Origin of the sequence: Falsiroseomonas sp., assembly GCF_051859025.1 — a bacterium.
In the GTDB taxonomy this organism is placed as follows: Bacteria; Pseudomonadota; Alphaproteobacteria; order Acetobacterales; family Acetobacteraceae; genus Falsiroseomonas.
In genome coordinates, this window is sequence record NZ_JBHYGL010000005.1 from 1 (window position 1) to 14,192 (window position 14,192).

The 14,192-nt window shown below is 71.6% G+C and carries 12 protein-coding genes and 1 other RNA gene; 2 read left to right on the top strand and 11 right to left on the bottom strand.

Annotated features, from left to right (window positions below):
- The 8 genes from ftsL to ACTIE5_RS07665 form a co-directional block, all read right to left on the bottom strand.
- On the bottom strand, positions 1–427 hold a 427-nt coding region (ftsL, locus tag ACTIE5_RS07630; protein WP_439549099.1), incomplete at its 3' end, for a cell division protein FtsL.
- Positions 424–1,371 carry a 16S rRNA (cytosine(1402)-N(4))-methyltransferase RsmH gene (rsmH, locus tag ACTIE5_RS07635; RefSeq protein ID WP_439549100.1) on the bottom strand — a complete coding sequence of 316 codons (948 nt, stop codon included), beginning with the start codon at positions 1,369–1,371 and terminating at the stop codon, positions 424–426. The genes rsmH and ftsL, both read right to left, overlap by 4 nt.
- Complete coding sequence (locus tag ACTIE5_RS07640) at positions 1,368–1,844, bottom strand: division/cell wall cluster transcriptional repressor MraZ (RefSeq protein WP_439549101.1); 477 nt, start codon at positions 1,842–1,844, stop codon at positions 1,368–1,370. The genes rsmH and ACTIE5_RS07640 overlap by 4 nt, the downstream gene beginning before the upstream one ends.
- 356 nt (positions 1,845–2,200) lie before the next feature.
- Positions 2,201–2,626: RNase P RNA component class A (gene rnpB / locus ACTIE5_RS07645), an RNA gene on the bottom strand.
- Positions 2,627–2,661: 35 nt separating this feature from the next.
- Positions 2,662–3,210: a nucleotidyltransferase family protein gene (locus ACTIE5_RS07650; RefSeq protein ID WP_439549102.1), complete on the bottom strand. Its 549-nt coding sequence runs from the start codon at positions 3,208–3,210 to the stop codon at positions 2,662–2,664.
- The gene (locus ACTIE5_RS07655) at positions 3,207–3,893 is read right to left on the bottom strand and encodes an N-acetylmuramoyl-L-alanine amidase (protein WP_439549103.1); all 687 of its coding nucleotides are present in this window, start codon (positions 3,891–3,893) and stop codon (positions 3,207–3,209) included. The genes ACTIE5_RS07650 and ACTIE5_RS07655 overlap by 4 nt, the downstream gene beginning before the upstream one ends.
- 3 nt (positions 3,894–3,896) lie before the next feature.
- Positions 3,897–4,670: a TerB family tellurite resistance protein gene (locus ACTIE5_RS07660; RefSeq protein ID WP_439549104.1), complete on the bottom strand. Its 774-nt coding sequence runs from the start codon at positions 4,668–4,670 to the stop codon at positions 3,897–3,899.
- Between the two features lie 74 nt (positions 4,671–4,744).
- Entirely contained in the window at positions 4,745–5,269 is a 525-nt protein-coding gene (locus ACTIE5_RS07665) for a winged helix DNA-binding protein (RefSeq protein ID WP_439549105.1), read from the bottom strand.
- 134 nt (positions 5,270–5,403) lie between these two features.
- On the opposite strand from ACTIE5_RS07665, the gene ACTIE5_RS07670 reads away from it, so the two are divergent.
- Both ACTIE5_RS07670 and ACTIE5_RS07675 read left to right on the top strand, forming a co-directional pair.
- Entirely contained in the window at positions 5,404–9,027 is a 3,624-nt protein-coding gene (locus ACTIE5_RS07670) for a hydantoinase B/oxoprolinase family protein (protein WP_439549106.1), read from the top strand.
- The gene (locus tag ACTIE5_RS07675; RefSeq protein ID WP_439549107.1) at positions 9,024–11,867 is read left to right on the top strand and encodes an AsmA family protein; all 2,844 of its coding nucleotides are present in this window, start codon (positions 9,024–9,026) and stop codon (positions 11,865–11,867) included. The genes ACTIE5_RS07670 and ACTIE5_RS07675 overlap by 4 nt, the downstream gene beginning before the upstream one ends.
- A gap of 124 nt (positions 11,868–11,991) precedes the next feature.
- Here ACTIE5_RS07675 and ACTIE5_RS07680 read toward each other — a convergent pair whose 3' ends face one another.
- From ACTIE5_RS07680 to ACTIE5_RS07690, 3 genes are read right to left on the bottom strand one after another with little or no spacing between them, the layout of a single operon-like run.
- Positions 11,992–12,288 carry a ribbon-helix-helix domain-containing protein gene (locus ACTIE5_RS07680; protein WP_439549108.1) on the bottom strand — a complete coding sequence of 99 codons (297 nt, stop codon included), beginning with the start codon at positions 12,286–12,288 and terminating at the stop codon, positions 11,992–11,994.
- A complete protein-coding gene (locus ACTIE5_RS07685) occupies positions 12,285–13,721 on the bottom strand; it encodes a class II fumarate hydratase (protein WP_439549109.1) in 1,437 nt (478 codons plus the stop codon). Before ACTIE5_RS07685 ends, ACTIE5_RS07680 begins: the two co-directional genes overlap by 4 nt.
- Before the next feature lie 60 nt (positions 13,722–13,781).
- Positions 13,782–14,192, bottom strand: a complete 411-nt coding sequence (locus ACTIE5_RS07690; RefSeq protein ID WP_439549110.1) for a VOC family protein — start codon at positions 14,190–14,192, stop codon at positions 13,782–13,784.

Genomic DNA, 14,192 nt, shown 5'->3' on the forward strand with positions numbered 1-14,192 from the left:
CGGCGCCAGCAGCGGCGGCAGCGGTGGTGGCAGCGGCGGCGGTGGCGGGCGCCGGCACCTGCGCCGCGGCGACCATCACGTTGCCCGCATGGCGCGGTGCCTCCGGCGGCGCGAAAAGGTTGGGCGGGCCGGCGAAGGCCACGGCCTGCGGCAGGCGGCGCTCCATCTCCGGCAGCCGGGCGAATTGCGTCGGCTGCATCGGCTCCAGCGGCAGGTTGCGCGTCGCCACCTGGCGAAGCCGGTCGGGTTCGTTCAGCAGCGCCCATTCGGCGCGGAGGATGGAGATGCGGTCGCGCGCCTGTTCCGTCTGCCGGCGGATGTCGCGCAAGTCGCGGTCATAGGTCGCGACGTGATGCTTCACCTGGTACAGCCAGGCGCCGGCACCCGCGAAGGCCACGAAGCAGACAAAGGTGAAGGGCCGGATCATGACGGCATTCCCTGCGACGCGACGCGACGTTCGATGGCCCGCAGGCGCGCGGAACGCGCCCGGCTGTTGCTGGCAGTCTCGGCATCACCCGGGCGCAGCGCGCGCTGCGTCAGCAGGGTGAAATCCGCTTCCCCGCGCGGCAGCAGCGAGGCGGGGTCGTGGCGGGACGCATGGCCGCCGCGGCCCGCGGCCGCGACCATGGCGCGCTTGACCAGCCGGTCCTCCAGCGAGTGGAAGGCGACGACCACCAGCCGTCCGCCCGGCGCCAGCATGCCCATGGCCTGCGCGAGCCCGCGCTCGATCTCGCCGAGTTCGTCATTCACCGCGATGCGCAGCGCCTGGAAGGACCGCGTCGCGCCATCGATGCCGGACGGATCGCGCGGTACGGAGGAGCGGACGATTTCCGCCAGTCGTGCGGTCGTGGTGATCGGCTCCACCGCGCGTTCGCGCAGGATGGCGCGGGCGACGCGGCGCGCGTGACGCTCCTCGCCGAATTCCTTGATGATGGTGGTAAGCGCGCCTTCGTCCAGCGTGTTGACCAGATCCGCCGCCGAGGGACCGCTGCGGTCCATCCGCATGTCGAGCGGCCCATCCGCGCGGAAGGAGAAGCCGCGCTCCGCCTGGTCGATCTGGAAGGACGACACGCCAAGATCCATGACGACGCCATCGAGCGTGTCGATGCCCCGTTCCGCCAGCGCGTCCAGCATCTCACCGAAGCGCGCATGCACCAGATGCAAGCGGCCGGGATGCGATGCCGCCAGCGCTGCGCCGCGCGCGATCGCATCCGGATCGCGGTCCAGCGCCCACAAGGTGCAGTCGGCAGCGTTAAGGATTGCACGCGCATAGCCGCCGCCGCCGAAGGTGGCGTCGAGGTATCGGGCACCATCGCGGGGCTGCAGCGTCGCCAGCACTTCCTCCAGCATCACAGGAACGTGGCCCGTCATGGCACGCTCTTCGGATTCGTGTTGAGGGGTGTCGCAGCAATCGTGAGGCGACGTTCGCGCACCAGCGCCTTCGCGGCGGCGACATGCGCGCGTGCCGCGTCGGCATCCCAGATCTCGAAGCGATCGCCCTTGCCGAGGAAGGCGATCTCGCCCTTCAACCCGACCTCGCCGACCATGTCCTCGGGCAGCACCAGACGGCCTTCGCCATCGATGCGCAGCATCATGCTGTCGGCAACGATGCCGGCCTCCAGGGCCTCGCGTTCCTCGGAAAAGTGGTCGAGGCGCAGGATGCTGTCGAGCATTTGCTGGAACACGGCGCGGCTACGGGCCTCGATGCAGGAATGTTGATGGGAAACGCGGAAGACGAGTTGGTTCGTGGCGGCAGCCTCCAGCTCGGCGCGGAAGGGCGCGGGCACGGAAATGCGGCCTTTGGCGTCCCGCTTTCCGAAATGCGTGCCCACGAACTGGGTCATCGCGCTATGCTGCTGCCCCCATCGACAGCCTGCCGGCCGCCGTCCCCCGCTCAGCGGCCGGCGAGGCCCCCCGACCCCGCCGGCTCGCCCGACCATCCCCCTTGAGACCCAAAATGCCCCCCCGAGCCGGGTCCCTCACGGGATGGCTTGGGATAGCACGGGATTTGGCGGGACGACAAGAGGAATTACCGTTAGCGAACCCTAAACAGAACAGAGAAAAGTTAGCATTTACAGCACTATAGCCACCAGTTCTCCGCCAGCGCGAGAGAAGAAAAATGCAATACAGTATACGTTGTATGCATTCGCAATTTGTTCCTTGGCCAACCGTGTTCGGCCTGCGGAAAGCGGGGAAAAGTGGTGCCGGATGGCCTGTAAGCCGGGTTCTGTCCCTGCCCGAGGGCAATGGACGACCATTCCTCTGGAGCCTGTGTCACCACAGGCTTCTCGCGGCCAACCCGGGCGGCGGGGCGGGAACGCCCCTGCATCCGCGGATCGAGGCGAACCTCGCGCCGCACTGCCGGCCACCCCTATTCGGCCTTGCTCCCGGTGGGGTTTACCATGCCACCCACGTTGCCGTGGATGCGGTGGGCTCTTACCCCACCCTTTCACCCTTGCCGCGGGGTGTTTCCACGCCGCGGCGGTTTGCTTTCTGTGGCACTTTCCCTGGGGTTTGACCCCCGCCGGTCGTTGACCGGCACCGTATTCCCGTGGAGCCCGGACTTTCCTCCAGCACCGGACCACCCCGAGGGGCATCCAACGCCAGCGGTCGCCCAGCCAACCGGCACCGCCCCCCACATCGCGCCCCTGGAGGCCGCGGTCAATCGCCCGCCAGGCCGAATACGCGCAATGCCGGCCACCGCCGGGGCCAGGCCTTCGCCCGCAGCCGCGCCCGCACCACCGAAGGTTGTGCCGCATGCGCCGGCCCCGGTCGCACCACCAGGTCCATGAGGTCGTCCAGCCGGAGCGGCGCCAGTACCTCCACCCGTCCCGCCACCAGTCGCGCCGCGACGGCGGTTGCCGTCTCCGGCCAATGCGCCAGCGCGTCCGCGACGTCGCGATAGGGCGCATGGCCATTCGCCGCCGCCATGCCGGCCTGGTGCGTGACGGACCACGGCAGCGCCGGCCGCGCATGCCGCAGCGCGGCTTCGAAGGCCGCATCCGGCGTGGCGTCGTCCCAGTGCACCACATCGATATCGGCAAGTGATGCGGTTTCCGGCGTGCGCCCCGTCAGCGCATCCCACACCGCGTTGCGGACGAAGCCGGCGCCGATCCAGGCGCCGCGTGGGCCGGCCAGCGCCAGGGCCTGCAGCGCATCGCGATGCGCTGGGCTGGCGGTAAGGATCGCGGCGACGCGCGCCGTGCTCATTCCGCCGCTTGGGCCACCGCGGCGGCCACCGCGCGCAGCCGTCGCAGCGTCCCCGCATCCAGCAACCCATCGATGCGGCGGGGGTGCCAGTGCCGCTGGAAGGCGCGCAGCAGCACGGGCAGGGGCAGGTCCGTCCGGTACCCGATGGCCGCCAGCAGATCCAAGGGTTCGCCGTTCATCTTCGGCGCGGCGTTGGCGGGCCAGAGTCCGACACCGTTTGCCGCCAGCCCTTCCCAGTCGAACAACTCGCCCGGGTCATCCTTGCGGTCCGGCGCCACATCCGAATGCGCCACAACGTCCCGCGGTGCGATCGGGTGGCGCGACAGGATATCGAGGCAGAGGTCGCACACCGCCGCCATCTGCAGCGCGGGGAAGGGGCGGTAGCCGAATTCATGGCCGGGATTGACGATCTCGATCCCGATGCTGCGGCCGTTCAGCCCGCTGGCGCCCCGCCAGTGGGAGATGCCGGCATGCCAGGCGCGGCGTTCCTCCTCCACCAGGCGGAAGACGCTGCCATCCTCCTCCACCACATAGTGGGAGGAGACGGCGGCGAGGGGATCGCGCAGCCGGTCTATCGCCGCCTGGCCGCTTTCCATGCCGGTGTAGTGCAGGACCAGCATGTCGATCGCCTGGCCTGCCGGGCGGTCATCCTGGTTGGGGCTCGGCAGGTCGCGGATGCGCATGGCTCACAACCCACGCTGACGCTTGATCTTGTCCCAGGCGGCGTTGATCTCCGCCACTTTTCGCGTCGCGCGGTCCACGAATTCCGGCGGCACGCCGCGGGCGGCCAGGCCGTCCGGGTGGTTCTCCCGCATCAGCTTCCGCCAGGCCAGGCGCACTTCCTCATCGGTCGCGGTCGATGGCAGGCCGAGCACGGCGTAGGCGTCCTTGTCCTCCGTCGCGCGCTGCGCCGCGCCGCCGGGCGATCCCCCGCCCTTGGCCCGTTCCCAGGCGCCGGAATCCAGGCCGAAGCGAAGGTGGACGCCTTGCAGGACCGGCAATTCGCCCTTCGTCACCGGCCCATCCGCGCGGGCGATGTAGAACAGCGCCGTCAGCACATCCTCCAGCAGCGCGCGGTTGTCGGCGAAGGCCTCGCCCATCCGTTCAGCGAAGGGTTCCCAGCCGTCGGAATCCTTGCGGGCCTCGTCGAACATCTGCGCGACTTCGCGCAAATTCTCTGGCGGGATGCGGAACATCGCCTTGAAGGCGTCGATCTCCTCCCGCTTCACAGGGCCATCCGCCTTGGCGAGCTTGGCCGAGAGCACGATGACGGAGATGGCGAAGAGCGTTTCCCTGTTGCCGAGGAACGCCGCGAGGTCCGCCGCCCCGGGGCCGATCTGCCGCCCCGGCATGGCGCCGTTGTCCGCCGCATGGCCCAGTGCCGCGCCGACCACGGCGCCGAGCGGCCCGCCGGTGACGAAGCCGGCCACGCCGCCGATGAGTTTGCCCCAGATGCTCAAGCCGGCCTCGATGATCGCGGCCCCGGTCCTAGCACGCCTGCCGCCCCGGCCACAGGGGCTGGCGGAGAGGTCTGTCAGAGAGTTGCAGCCGCCCGCGCCGCCTGGTCGTAGAAGCCGGACAGGGTCCGCAGCAGTTGCGCCACGGCGGAAAGCTGGTCCTCGGAGGGGCCGGATGCGCGAAGTGCCTCCGCCAGCAGCCTTTCCCGCACCGCCGCATAGGCGGCGCAGAGAGCGCTGCCGGCCTCCGTCGCGCTCACCACCTTCTCCTTCCCCGCGCGGCCGGTCGCCACCAGGCCGGCTTCCTCCAGCTTGCGGATGGCGTAGGTCGCGACATGCGTATCCTCGATGTCCAGCACCAGCAGGATGTCGGCCAGGCGCTTCGGCCGGTCCCGGTGGCGGACGGTGTGGAGGACCAGGATTTCCGTGGGCGACATGCCCGGCCGCCCCGCCGCCGCCATGCAGCGGACCATCCAGCGGTTGAAGCCGTGCCCGGCCAGGATGAGGCCGAACTCCACCTCCGACAGGGCAGGGGAGGCACCGGCGGCGAGATGGGCGGAGGACACGACCGGGGGTGCGTCCCCGCGTCTCGAATTCGGCATGGCGGCGGCCCCTCTGGATGACGGAAAGACGTTGACGATTTATCGATGAATTGTCAATGAAGCGCGGCGCGCCCCCGCGGCCTTGCGCGGCCGCTGCCAGGGTGTGATCACCGTTTGGCCAAGGGGGATGCGTGATGGGTGGCTGGCAGTTCTGGATCGATCGCGGCGGCACCTTCACCGATATCGTGGCGCGTGATCCATCGGGCGCGCTGACCACCCGCAAGCTGCTGTCGGAGAATCCGGGCCGCTACCGTGATGCAGCCGTCGCCGGCATCCGCGCTTGCCTCGGCCTGCCGGATGGCGCCGCTGTCCCCCCCGGTGTCGTGGATGCGGTGAAGATGGGAACCACCGTCGCCACCAACGCGCTGCTGGAACGCAAGGGCGAACGCGTGCTGCTGCTGGTCAATCGCGGCTTCGCGGACATGACGCGCATCGGCAACCAGGCCCGCCCGCGGCTGTTCGACCTGCAGGTGCGCCTGCCCGACCTGCTGCAGGAATGCGTGGCAGAGATCGGCGGCCGCATCGCGGTGGATGGCACGGAGATCGAGCAGCTCGACGAAGATGCGGCGCGTGCGGCGCTGGCCGCCGCCCACGCCGATGGCATCCGCGCCGTCGCCATCGCCTTCATGCATGCCTGGGCGCATCCGGACCATGAGCAGCGCGTCGGCGCCCTGGCGCGCGACGCGGGCTTCACCCAGGTCAGCCTGTCCCACGAAGCCTCCCCCCTGCCGCGCATCGTGCCGCGCGCGGATACGACGGTGGTGGACGCCTACCTCTCCCCCATCCTGCGCCGCTATGTCGAGCAGGTGGCGGGCGAGTTGCCGGGCGTGAAGCTCTACTTCATGCAGTCATCGGGTGGCCTGGCGGAGGCGCGGTCCTTCCAGGGCAAGGATGCCATCCTGTCGGGCCCCGCCGGCGGCATCGTCGGCGCGGCGCGCACCGCGGCCATGGCGGGGTTCGAGAAGATCATCGGCTTCGACATGGGCGGCACCTCCACCGATGTCGCGCTCTATGCCGGGGAGTTCGAGCGCGCCTTCGAGACTCAGGTGGCCGGCGTGCGGATGCGCGCGCCGATGATGGCCATCAACACCGTCGCCGCCGGCGGCGGATCGATCCTGAAATTCGATGGCGCTCGATTCCGCGTGGGCCCCGAAAGCGCCGGCGCGGTGCCGGGCCCGGCCTGCTACCGCCGCGGCGGCCCGCTGACCGTGACGGATGCGAACGTCATGGTCGGCAAGATCCAGCCCGCCCAGTTCCCCGCCATCTTCGGCCCCGCCGGCAACGAGCCCCTGGATGCCGGGGTGGTGCGCGAGAAATTCGCGGCGCTGGCCGCGGAGATCGAGGCCGCGACCGGCCAGCCCCAGGACCCGCATGCTGTGGCGGAGGGCTTCCTCCGCGTCGCTGTCGCCAACATGGCGAATGCCATCAAGCAGGTCTCCATCCAGAAGGGCCACGACGTCACCCGCTACGCCCTGCAATGCTTCGGGGGTGCGGGCGGGCAGCATGCCTGCCTGGTGGCGGACGAACTCGGCATGGAGACGGTGTTCATCCACCCCTTCGCCGGCGTGCTCTCGGCGTATGGGATGGGCCTCGCGGACCAGAGCGCGATCCGGGAGGCCGCGGTGGAGGCCCCGCTTTCCGCCGATGCCATGGACGATCTCGCCGCGCGCCTCGATGGGCTGGAGGAAGCGGGCCGCGCCGAACTCGTTCGCCAGGGCGCGGATGCCGGGGCGCTGCGCGCCGCCCGGCGGCTGCACCTCCGCTACGCCGGCACGGACAGCTTCCTGCCCGTGTCCTTCGCCAGCCATGCCGAGGTGCTGGAGGCCTTCACCGACGCCCATCGCCGCCGCTTCGGCTTCGCAACGCCCGAACGCCAGGTGGTGGTGGAGGCCTGCGTCGTTGAAGTGACGTCGCCCGGGGAGGCCGTGGCCGAGGCCCCGCTCGCACCACGCGAGGCAGGGCAGGACCCGCCCCGCCTGGCCGAAGTCACCATCTTCGCCGCCGGCACGCCGCGCCGCGCCCCCGTGCTGGACCGCGACGCGCTCCGCGCCGGGGACCGCATCCCTGGCCCCGCCCTGATCCGGGAGGCCATCGCGACGACGGTGATCGAGCCCTGCTGGACGGCGGAGGTCACGCTGCGGAACCACCTCGTGCTGCGCCGGACGGAGCAGCGGGAGGCCGCGCGCGTGGCTGATGCGACGCGCGTCGACCCGGTGATGCTGGAGTTGTTCAACAACCTCTTCATGTCGATCGCCGAGCAGACCGGCGCGGTGCTGCAGAACACGAGCCTGTCCGTGAACATCAAGGAACGGCTCGACTTCTCCTGCGCCATCTTCGATGAGACGGGGCGCCTGGTGGCCAACGCGCCGCATGTGCCCGTGCATCTGGGCGCGATGGGGGAGAGCGTGCGCACCGTCATCCGGTCCCGCGCCGCGACGCTGCGGCCGGGCGACGTGGTTGCCCTCAACAACCCCTATAATGGCGGCACCCACCTGCCCGATGTGACCGTCATCACCCCCGTCTTCGATGAGGCGGGCACGAAAATCCTGTTCTTCGTCGGCAGCCGCGGCCACCACGCCGATATCGGCGGCCTCACCCCCGGCTCCACGCCGCCCGGTTCGGCGACGCTGGAGGAGGAGGGCGTCGTCATCGACGACTTCCTGCTGGTCTCGCAGGGCCGCCTCCGCGAAGCCGAGTTCCGCGCGCTGCTCGCCGGCGCCCGCTACCCCGCCCGCAGCCCGGACTTGAACGTCGCTGACATCACGGCCCAGGTCGCGGCGAATGAGAAGGGCGTGCAGGAATTGCAGCGCGCCGTGCGCGACTTCGGCCTCGATACCGTCCGTGCCTACATGAAGCATGTGATGGACAATGCGGAGGAAGCGGTGCGCGGCGTGCTCGACCGGCTGCAGGATGGCAGCTTCGAGACGACGATCGACGATGGCACGCCGCTGAAGGTCGCCGTCCGCGTGGACCGCGCCAACCGCCGCGCCACCATCGACTTCACCGGCACCGGCCCGCAGCGCCCCGACAATTTCAACGCGCCCGCCGCGGTCTGCCGCGCCGTGGTGCTCTACTGCTTCCGCTGCCTGGTGGGGGAGGAGATTCCCCTCAATGACGGGTGCCTGGTGCCGCTGGATATCGTGGCGCCGGAAGGGACCTTCCTCTCGCCCCGGCCCGATGGGCCTGGCGGGGGCGCCGCCGTGGTGGCCGGCAATACGGAGGTCAGCCAGATGACCTGCAATGCCCTGCTGGCGGCGCTCGGCGCCTGTGCCTCCGCCCAGGCCACCATGAACAACCTGCTGTTCGGCGACGCGGTTTACCAATATTACGAAACGGTCTGCGGCGGCACCGGCGCCGGCCCCGGCTTCCCGGGCACCTCCGCGGTGCAGACGCATATGACCAACACGCGCATGACGGACCCCGAGGTGCTGGAACTCCGCTACCCCGTGCGGCTCGAGGAATTCTCCATCCGGCGTGGCTCCGGCGGCGCGGGGGCCCATGCTGGCGGCGATGGCAGCCGCCGGCGCATCCGCTTCCTGCGCCCGATGGAGGCCGTGATCGTCGCATCGCGCCGCCGCGTCGCCCCGCATGGGCTCCAGGGCGGCAGCCCTGGCGCGGCGGGACGGCAATGGGTGGAACGCGTGGACGGGTCCATCCACCCCATGCAGGGCTGCGATCGCGCCGCGCTGCAACCCGGTGACGTGCTGGCGCTGGAAACGCCGGGCGGCGGCGGCTGGGGCGCCCCGTCGGCCGGATGAAGCGTCTCGCGGTCGCGCTGACGTCCCTTCTGCTGCTGGCCGTGCTGGGCCTCTGGCTCGGCCCGCGCCTGGTGGATTGGGAGCCCTGGCGCGGCCGCCTGGCCGAATTGGCGAGCGACCGGCTGGGCCGCGCCGTCACGCTGAACGGCCCTGTCGAATTGCTGCTGCTGCCCCAGCCCATGGTGCGCGCCGGTGGCGTTTCCATCGGCGATGCCGGGGAGGAGTTCAGTGTTACCGCGCAGCTTCTGCGCGTCCGCCTCGACCTGCCCGCGCTGATCGCGGGGCGGCTGGCACCGCGGGAGATCGCGCTGGTCGGCGCCGACCTCACGCTGCCCTGGCCGCCCGGCGCGCTGCTGGCGCTGCGGCCCCCGGCCTGGATCACGGAGCTGGATGCGCGGGTCGAGAACAGCCGGGTGCGCATCGGCGATGCGGTGCTGGAAGGCGTCAATGCGCGCCTGACCTCCGCCGGCCTGGCGCAGGCCATCGAATCCTCGGGCAGCTTCACCTGGGCGGGGCGCGCCGCGCGATTTTCCGGCACGCTGGGCCGGCCGGGCTGGGACGGTGTCGCCACCCTCGAACTAGCCCTGACCCTGCCCGAGGCCAGCGGCACCGCGCGCGGCGTGCTGGTGCCCGGCGCGGGGTTCGAGGGCAGCGTGGAGGCGCGCGGGCCGGACCTCGCCGCGCTGCTCGCCGGCCCCGCGGTGCCGTTCCGGCTTGCCGGCCGGTTGAATGCCTCGGCCGAACTCGTCGCCGCCGACCAACTGGTGATGGATGTCGGCGGCGTGCCGGCGCGGGGGTCCATCGCGCTCCGCCTGCTGCCGGCGCCCCGGCTGGACGTGGCGCTGGTGGCCAGCCGGCTTGACCTGGATGGCTGGGTCACGGCCCTGCGGCAGGGCGCGGCACGGCCGGTGCCCCTCGCGCTCGACCTCTCGGCGGAGGCCGGCACCTTCCAGGGCGTGGCGCTGCGGCGCATCCGCGGCGCCGCCTTCCTGGAGGATGGGCGCCTCACGCTCAGCGACGTCTCCGTCCTGCTGCCGGGGGAGGCGGAGCTGGAATTCGCCGGCGCCACCGCGGGCGGGCGGCTTGAGATCCGCGCGCGCTTCGCCGGCCCCGACATGCGCACCAGCCTCGGCGCCATCGGCCTGCCGGTGGAGGATCTGGACCCGTCCCTGCTGCGGCGGGGGGAGGGCCGCTTCCGCCTGGTGCTGGAGGATGCGCAGGCCGCGATCCCGGAGCTTTCCGCGACGATCGGCGACCTCCGCCTGTCCGGCGCCGGCGTGCTGCGGCACGGGGCGCGGCCGGCGCTGGGGATCGGGCTGACGCTGGACAGCCTCGACCTTGCCCGCTGGCTGCCCAATGGCTTCGATCCCGTGCAGGCAGGCCGGGCGCTGGGGCCGGTGGACCTCAACCTTCGCCTGGCGGCGGACCGCGTGACCATGGGCGGCGCGGTGATGGAACGCGCTTCCCTGGATGGCGCGCTGGAGAATGGCCGGATGACGCTGCGCCGGCTGTCCGGCCGGCTTGCCGATACCGATCTCACGGCGTCGGGTGTTCTCACGCTCGGCCCGCAGCTGCGCCTGCAGGATTTGACGATCGAGGCCAGCGGATCGTCCGGCCGCGGCCTGATGGCGCTGCTGCCGGGGGAATGGCCCGATCGCACGGCCATCGCCGGCATGCCGCTGGCGCTGCGCCTGTCGGGCGGCGGCACGCTGGATGCGCTGGCGCTGCGCGGCGGGGCGGAGGCCGGGGAGCTTCGCTTGGAAGCCTCCGGCACCCTGGACCTGCCCCAGCGCCGCGGCACCGCCAGCGTCACGCTGCGTCATCCCGGCGCGCCGCGCCTGCTGGCGGAAGCCTTCCGCAGCGATGCCGGGATCTGGCTGGGGGAGGGGTCCTTCTCCCTCATCGCCAGCCTCGCCGCCGGGCCGCAGGGCATCGCGGCGGAGAGCTTCGAGGTGGTGGCCGGCGGGCTGCGGGCCCGGGGCGCCCTGGCCCTGGCGCTGGCGGGAAGGCCGCGGCTGACCGGGCGGCTGGCCGCCGAACGCCTGCCGCTGCCCTTCGCGGGCTGGCAGAGCGGCAATCCGCTGGGGCTGGAAGCGCTGGCCGCCTTCGACGCCGATCTGGCGCTGGAGGCCGCGCGGCTGGAGATCGGCGGCACGGTGGCCGAACAGGTGGCGGCCACGCTGAAGCTGGCCGAGGGCCGCGCGCGGCTTGAGGGCGTGCGGGCGCGCCTGGCGGGTGGCGCGCTGGAGGCGCTGGTGACGCTCGACCTCGATCCGCAGGTGCCGCCCCGCCTGGCGGCCGAGGGACGGCTGGTGGGGGCCAGCATCGCCGCGCCGCTTTTCGCCGCGCCGGTCGATCTTACCGCCGGGCGCGGCGATGTGACCTTCGCGGTGGCCACCAGCGGCCATGCGCCGGCCGCGCTGCTGGGGACGCTGGAGGGCAGGATCGGCATCGGCTTGCGGGATGGCGTGCTGGCGGGGTTCGATCTGGCGGGGGCCGCGCAGGCGACGGCGCTGCCCGATCCGGTGGCGGCTGAACGCGGCACGCGGCGGGCGCTGCTGGAAGGCGCGACGGCCTTCGACCGCCTGGACGCGACGGCCAGGCTGACGGCGGGGCGGCTGCGGCTGGAGGAAGCACGGCTGGCCGCGGAGGGCGGGGCCACCGCGACCATCCGCGGCGAGATCGACCTCGCCCGCGGAGCGCTCGACCTGCACATCCTGTCGCGGCCGGCGGCGCCGGAGGCACCCGACCTCGGGCTGCGGCTCACCGGCCCATCCGATGGCCCCCGCGCCTTGCCTGAGACCGCGGCCTGGGCGCGCTGGCGTGCGGAGCGCGGGTAGGAGCCAGGCCCAGGACCCAGGCCCAGGCCCAGGCCCAGGCCCAGGACCCAGGCCACTCGGACCATGTCCTCGGCCTGGCGGCGTGGAGATGGCGCGCGCAGCCGCCCGGCCGCTCAGTATCGGTTCATGCCTCGGGGCAGGCCGCCGCAGCCGGTTGATGTCCCCATGCGTCGGCGCGGCCAGCCATGCCGCCTTCGCGGGCGGCTTGCAGCGCCATGACGCGCAGCGCACTCGACAGCGGGATGGCGATGTCGGTGCGGGCGGCATCCACCGCCGCCACCAGCGCGGCCAGGCTGGTGCCGCGCCCTTCGGCCAGGGCTTCGAGCGCGGCCCAGAAGGCCGGTTCCAGCGCCACGGAGGTCCGGTGGCCGGCCAGGCGGAAGGACCGCTTGCGGAGGTGACGCGCGGCCCGCTCGCTCATCCGCCGCCATCCAGCGTGGTGCCCGGGCGCACCATGTCGGCCGGCACCACCCAGCGGTCGAAATCCGCTTCGCTGACATGGCCGAGCCGCGCGGCGGCGGCCTTCAGGGTGATGTCCTCCGTCAGTGCCAGCTTCGCGATGGCGACTGCCTTGTCGTAGCCGATGCGCGGGTTGAGCGCGGTGACGAGCATGAGCGACTTCGCCAGGTTGTCGGCGATGCGCGCGTGGTTGGGTTCCAGCTTGTCCATCATGTTCGCGGCGAAGCTTTCCGCCGCATCGGCCAGCAGTCCCGCCGATTGCAGGACGTTGTGGATGATGACGGGCTTGAAGACGTTGAGCTCCAGGTGACCCTGCGCCGCGCCGATGGTGATGGCGACGTGGTTGCCCATGACCTGGGCGGCGACCATCGTCAGCGCCTCCGACTGCGTCGGATTGGTCTTGCCCGGCATGATGGAGCTGGAAAGCCCGTCGGCCGGGATGACGAGTTCCGAGAAGCCGGCGCGCGGGCCGCTGCCGAGCAGGCGGACATCGTTGCCGATCTTGGTGAGCGACACCGCGATGGTGTTCATCGCGCCGGAGAGTTCGACCAGCGCGTCATGCGCGCCCATGCCCTCGAACGGGTTGGGGTTGGGGCGGAAGGGCAGGCCGGTGCGCGCGGCGATGATCTCCGCGAAGACCCTCGGAAAATCGGGGTGGCGGTTGAGCCCGGTGCCGGCCGCGGTGCCACCCTGGGCGAGTTCCATGAGGCGCGGCAGCGCATCGCCCAGCCGCGCGATGCCGAGTTCCACCTGGCGCGCCCAGGCGGCGGCTTCCTGGCCGAGCGTGACGGGCACCGCATCCATCATATGGGTGCGGCCGATCTTCACGATCGCCTGCCATTCCCGCGCGCGGCGCGACAGGCTGGCCAGCAGCACGCCGAGCGCCGGTATCAGCCGCTGCGCCACCGCCTCCGCCGCCGCCACATGCATCACGGTGGGGAAGCTGTCGTTGGAGGATTGGCCGCGGTTCACATGATCATTCGGATGCACCGGGCGGCGGCTGCCGAGGGGCTGGCCGAGGGCGCGGTTGGCGAGGTTCGCGATGACCTCGTTCGCATTCATGTTGGTCTGGGTGCCGGAACCCGTCTGCCAGACCGGCAGCGGGAATTCGGCATCGTGGCGGCCTTCCGCGACCTCCGCCGCCGCTTGCGCGATGGCGGCGGCGATGTCGGCGGGCAGTTCGCCGAGCCGCGCATTGGCCTCCGCCGCCGCCTGCTTCTGCAGGCCCACGGCGCGGATCAGGACAGCGGGGAAACGTTCCGTCCCGATGCGGAACAGGCGCCGCGCGCGTTCGGTCTGCGGGCCCCAGAGCCGGTCCGCGGGGATGTCGATGGTGCCGAGGCTGTCCGTTTCAGTGCGGGCCGGCTCGGTGCGCGTCATGGGCGTGTCGGTCATGGTTGGGACCCTCCGCCCCGCAACATAGGCAGCCGCGCGCGCGGCCGCCCATCACGGTTGCTATTCCGGGAAGCGGTCGCCGTAGGTCGCGATCTCGATCAGGTTGCCGTCGGGGTCGCGGCAATAGACCGAAGTCATCGGCCCCAGTGCGCCCTGCTTCGGCACCGGGCCCAATTCGACCTGCACGCCGCAGCCGCGCAGGTGGCGGACGATGTCGTCGGCGTCCACGGTGACGATGAAGCAGATGTCCTGCGTGCCAGGTTCCGCCACGACGGAGGAGAACCAGGCCTGCTGCGTCGCCTCCTTCGGGCGGAGGTTCAGCTTCTGGCCCCCGAAGCGCAGCGCGGTGCGGCGCTGTTCGCCGAATTCCTCACGCTCCATCCCCAGCACGCGCTGATACCAGCCGGCGCTGGTCTCCACGTCCCGGCAGGTGATGACCAGGTGGTCCAGGCGGTCGACCGCGAAGCGCAT

Bases quoted from the DNA above. Each gene is read 5' to 3' on its own strand.
- ACTIE5_RS07685 (WP_439549109.1), bottom strand. From the start codon at position 13,721: ATGACCGACACGCCCATGACGCGCACCGAGCCGGCCCGCACTGAAACG.
- ACTIE5_RS07690 (WP_439549110.1), bottom strand. From the start codon at position 14,192: ATGCGCTTCGCGGTCGACCGCCTGGACCACCTGGTCATCACCTGCCGG.
- ACTIE5_RS07680 (WP_439549108.1), bottom strand. From the start codon at position 12,288: ATGAGCGAGCGGGCCGCGCGTCACCTCCGCAAGCGGTCCTTCCGCCTG.
- ACTIE5_RS07670 (WP_439549106.1), top strand. From the start codon at position 5,404: ATGGGTGGCTGGCAGTTCTGGATCGATCGCGGCGGCACCTTCACCGAT.
- ACTIE5_RS07675 (WP_439549107.1), top strand. From the start codon at position 9,024: ATGAAGCGTCTCGCGGTCGCGCTGACGTCCCTTCTGCTGCTGGCCGTG.
- ACTIE5_RS07655 (WP_439549103.1), bottom strand. From the start codon at position 3,893: ATGCGCATCCGCGACCTGCCGAGCCCCAACCAGGATGACCGCCCGGCA.
- rsmH (WP_439549100.1), bottom strand. From the start codon at position 1,371: ATGACGGGCCACGTTCCTGTGATGCTGGAGGAAGTGCTGGCGACGCTG.
- ACTIE5_RS07650 (WP_439549102.1), bottom strand. From the start codon at position 3,210: ATGAGCACGGCGCGCGTCGCCGCGATCCTTACCGCCAGCCCAGCGCAT.
- ACTIE5_RS07665 (WP_439549105.1), bottom strand. From the start codon at position 5,269: ATGCCGAATTCGAGACGCGGGGACGCACCCCCGGTCGTGTCCTCCGCC.
- ACTIE5_RS07640 (WP_439549101.1), bottom strand. From the start codon at position 1,844: ATGACCCAGTTCGTGGGCACGCATTTCGGAAAGCGGGACGCCAAAGGC.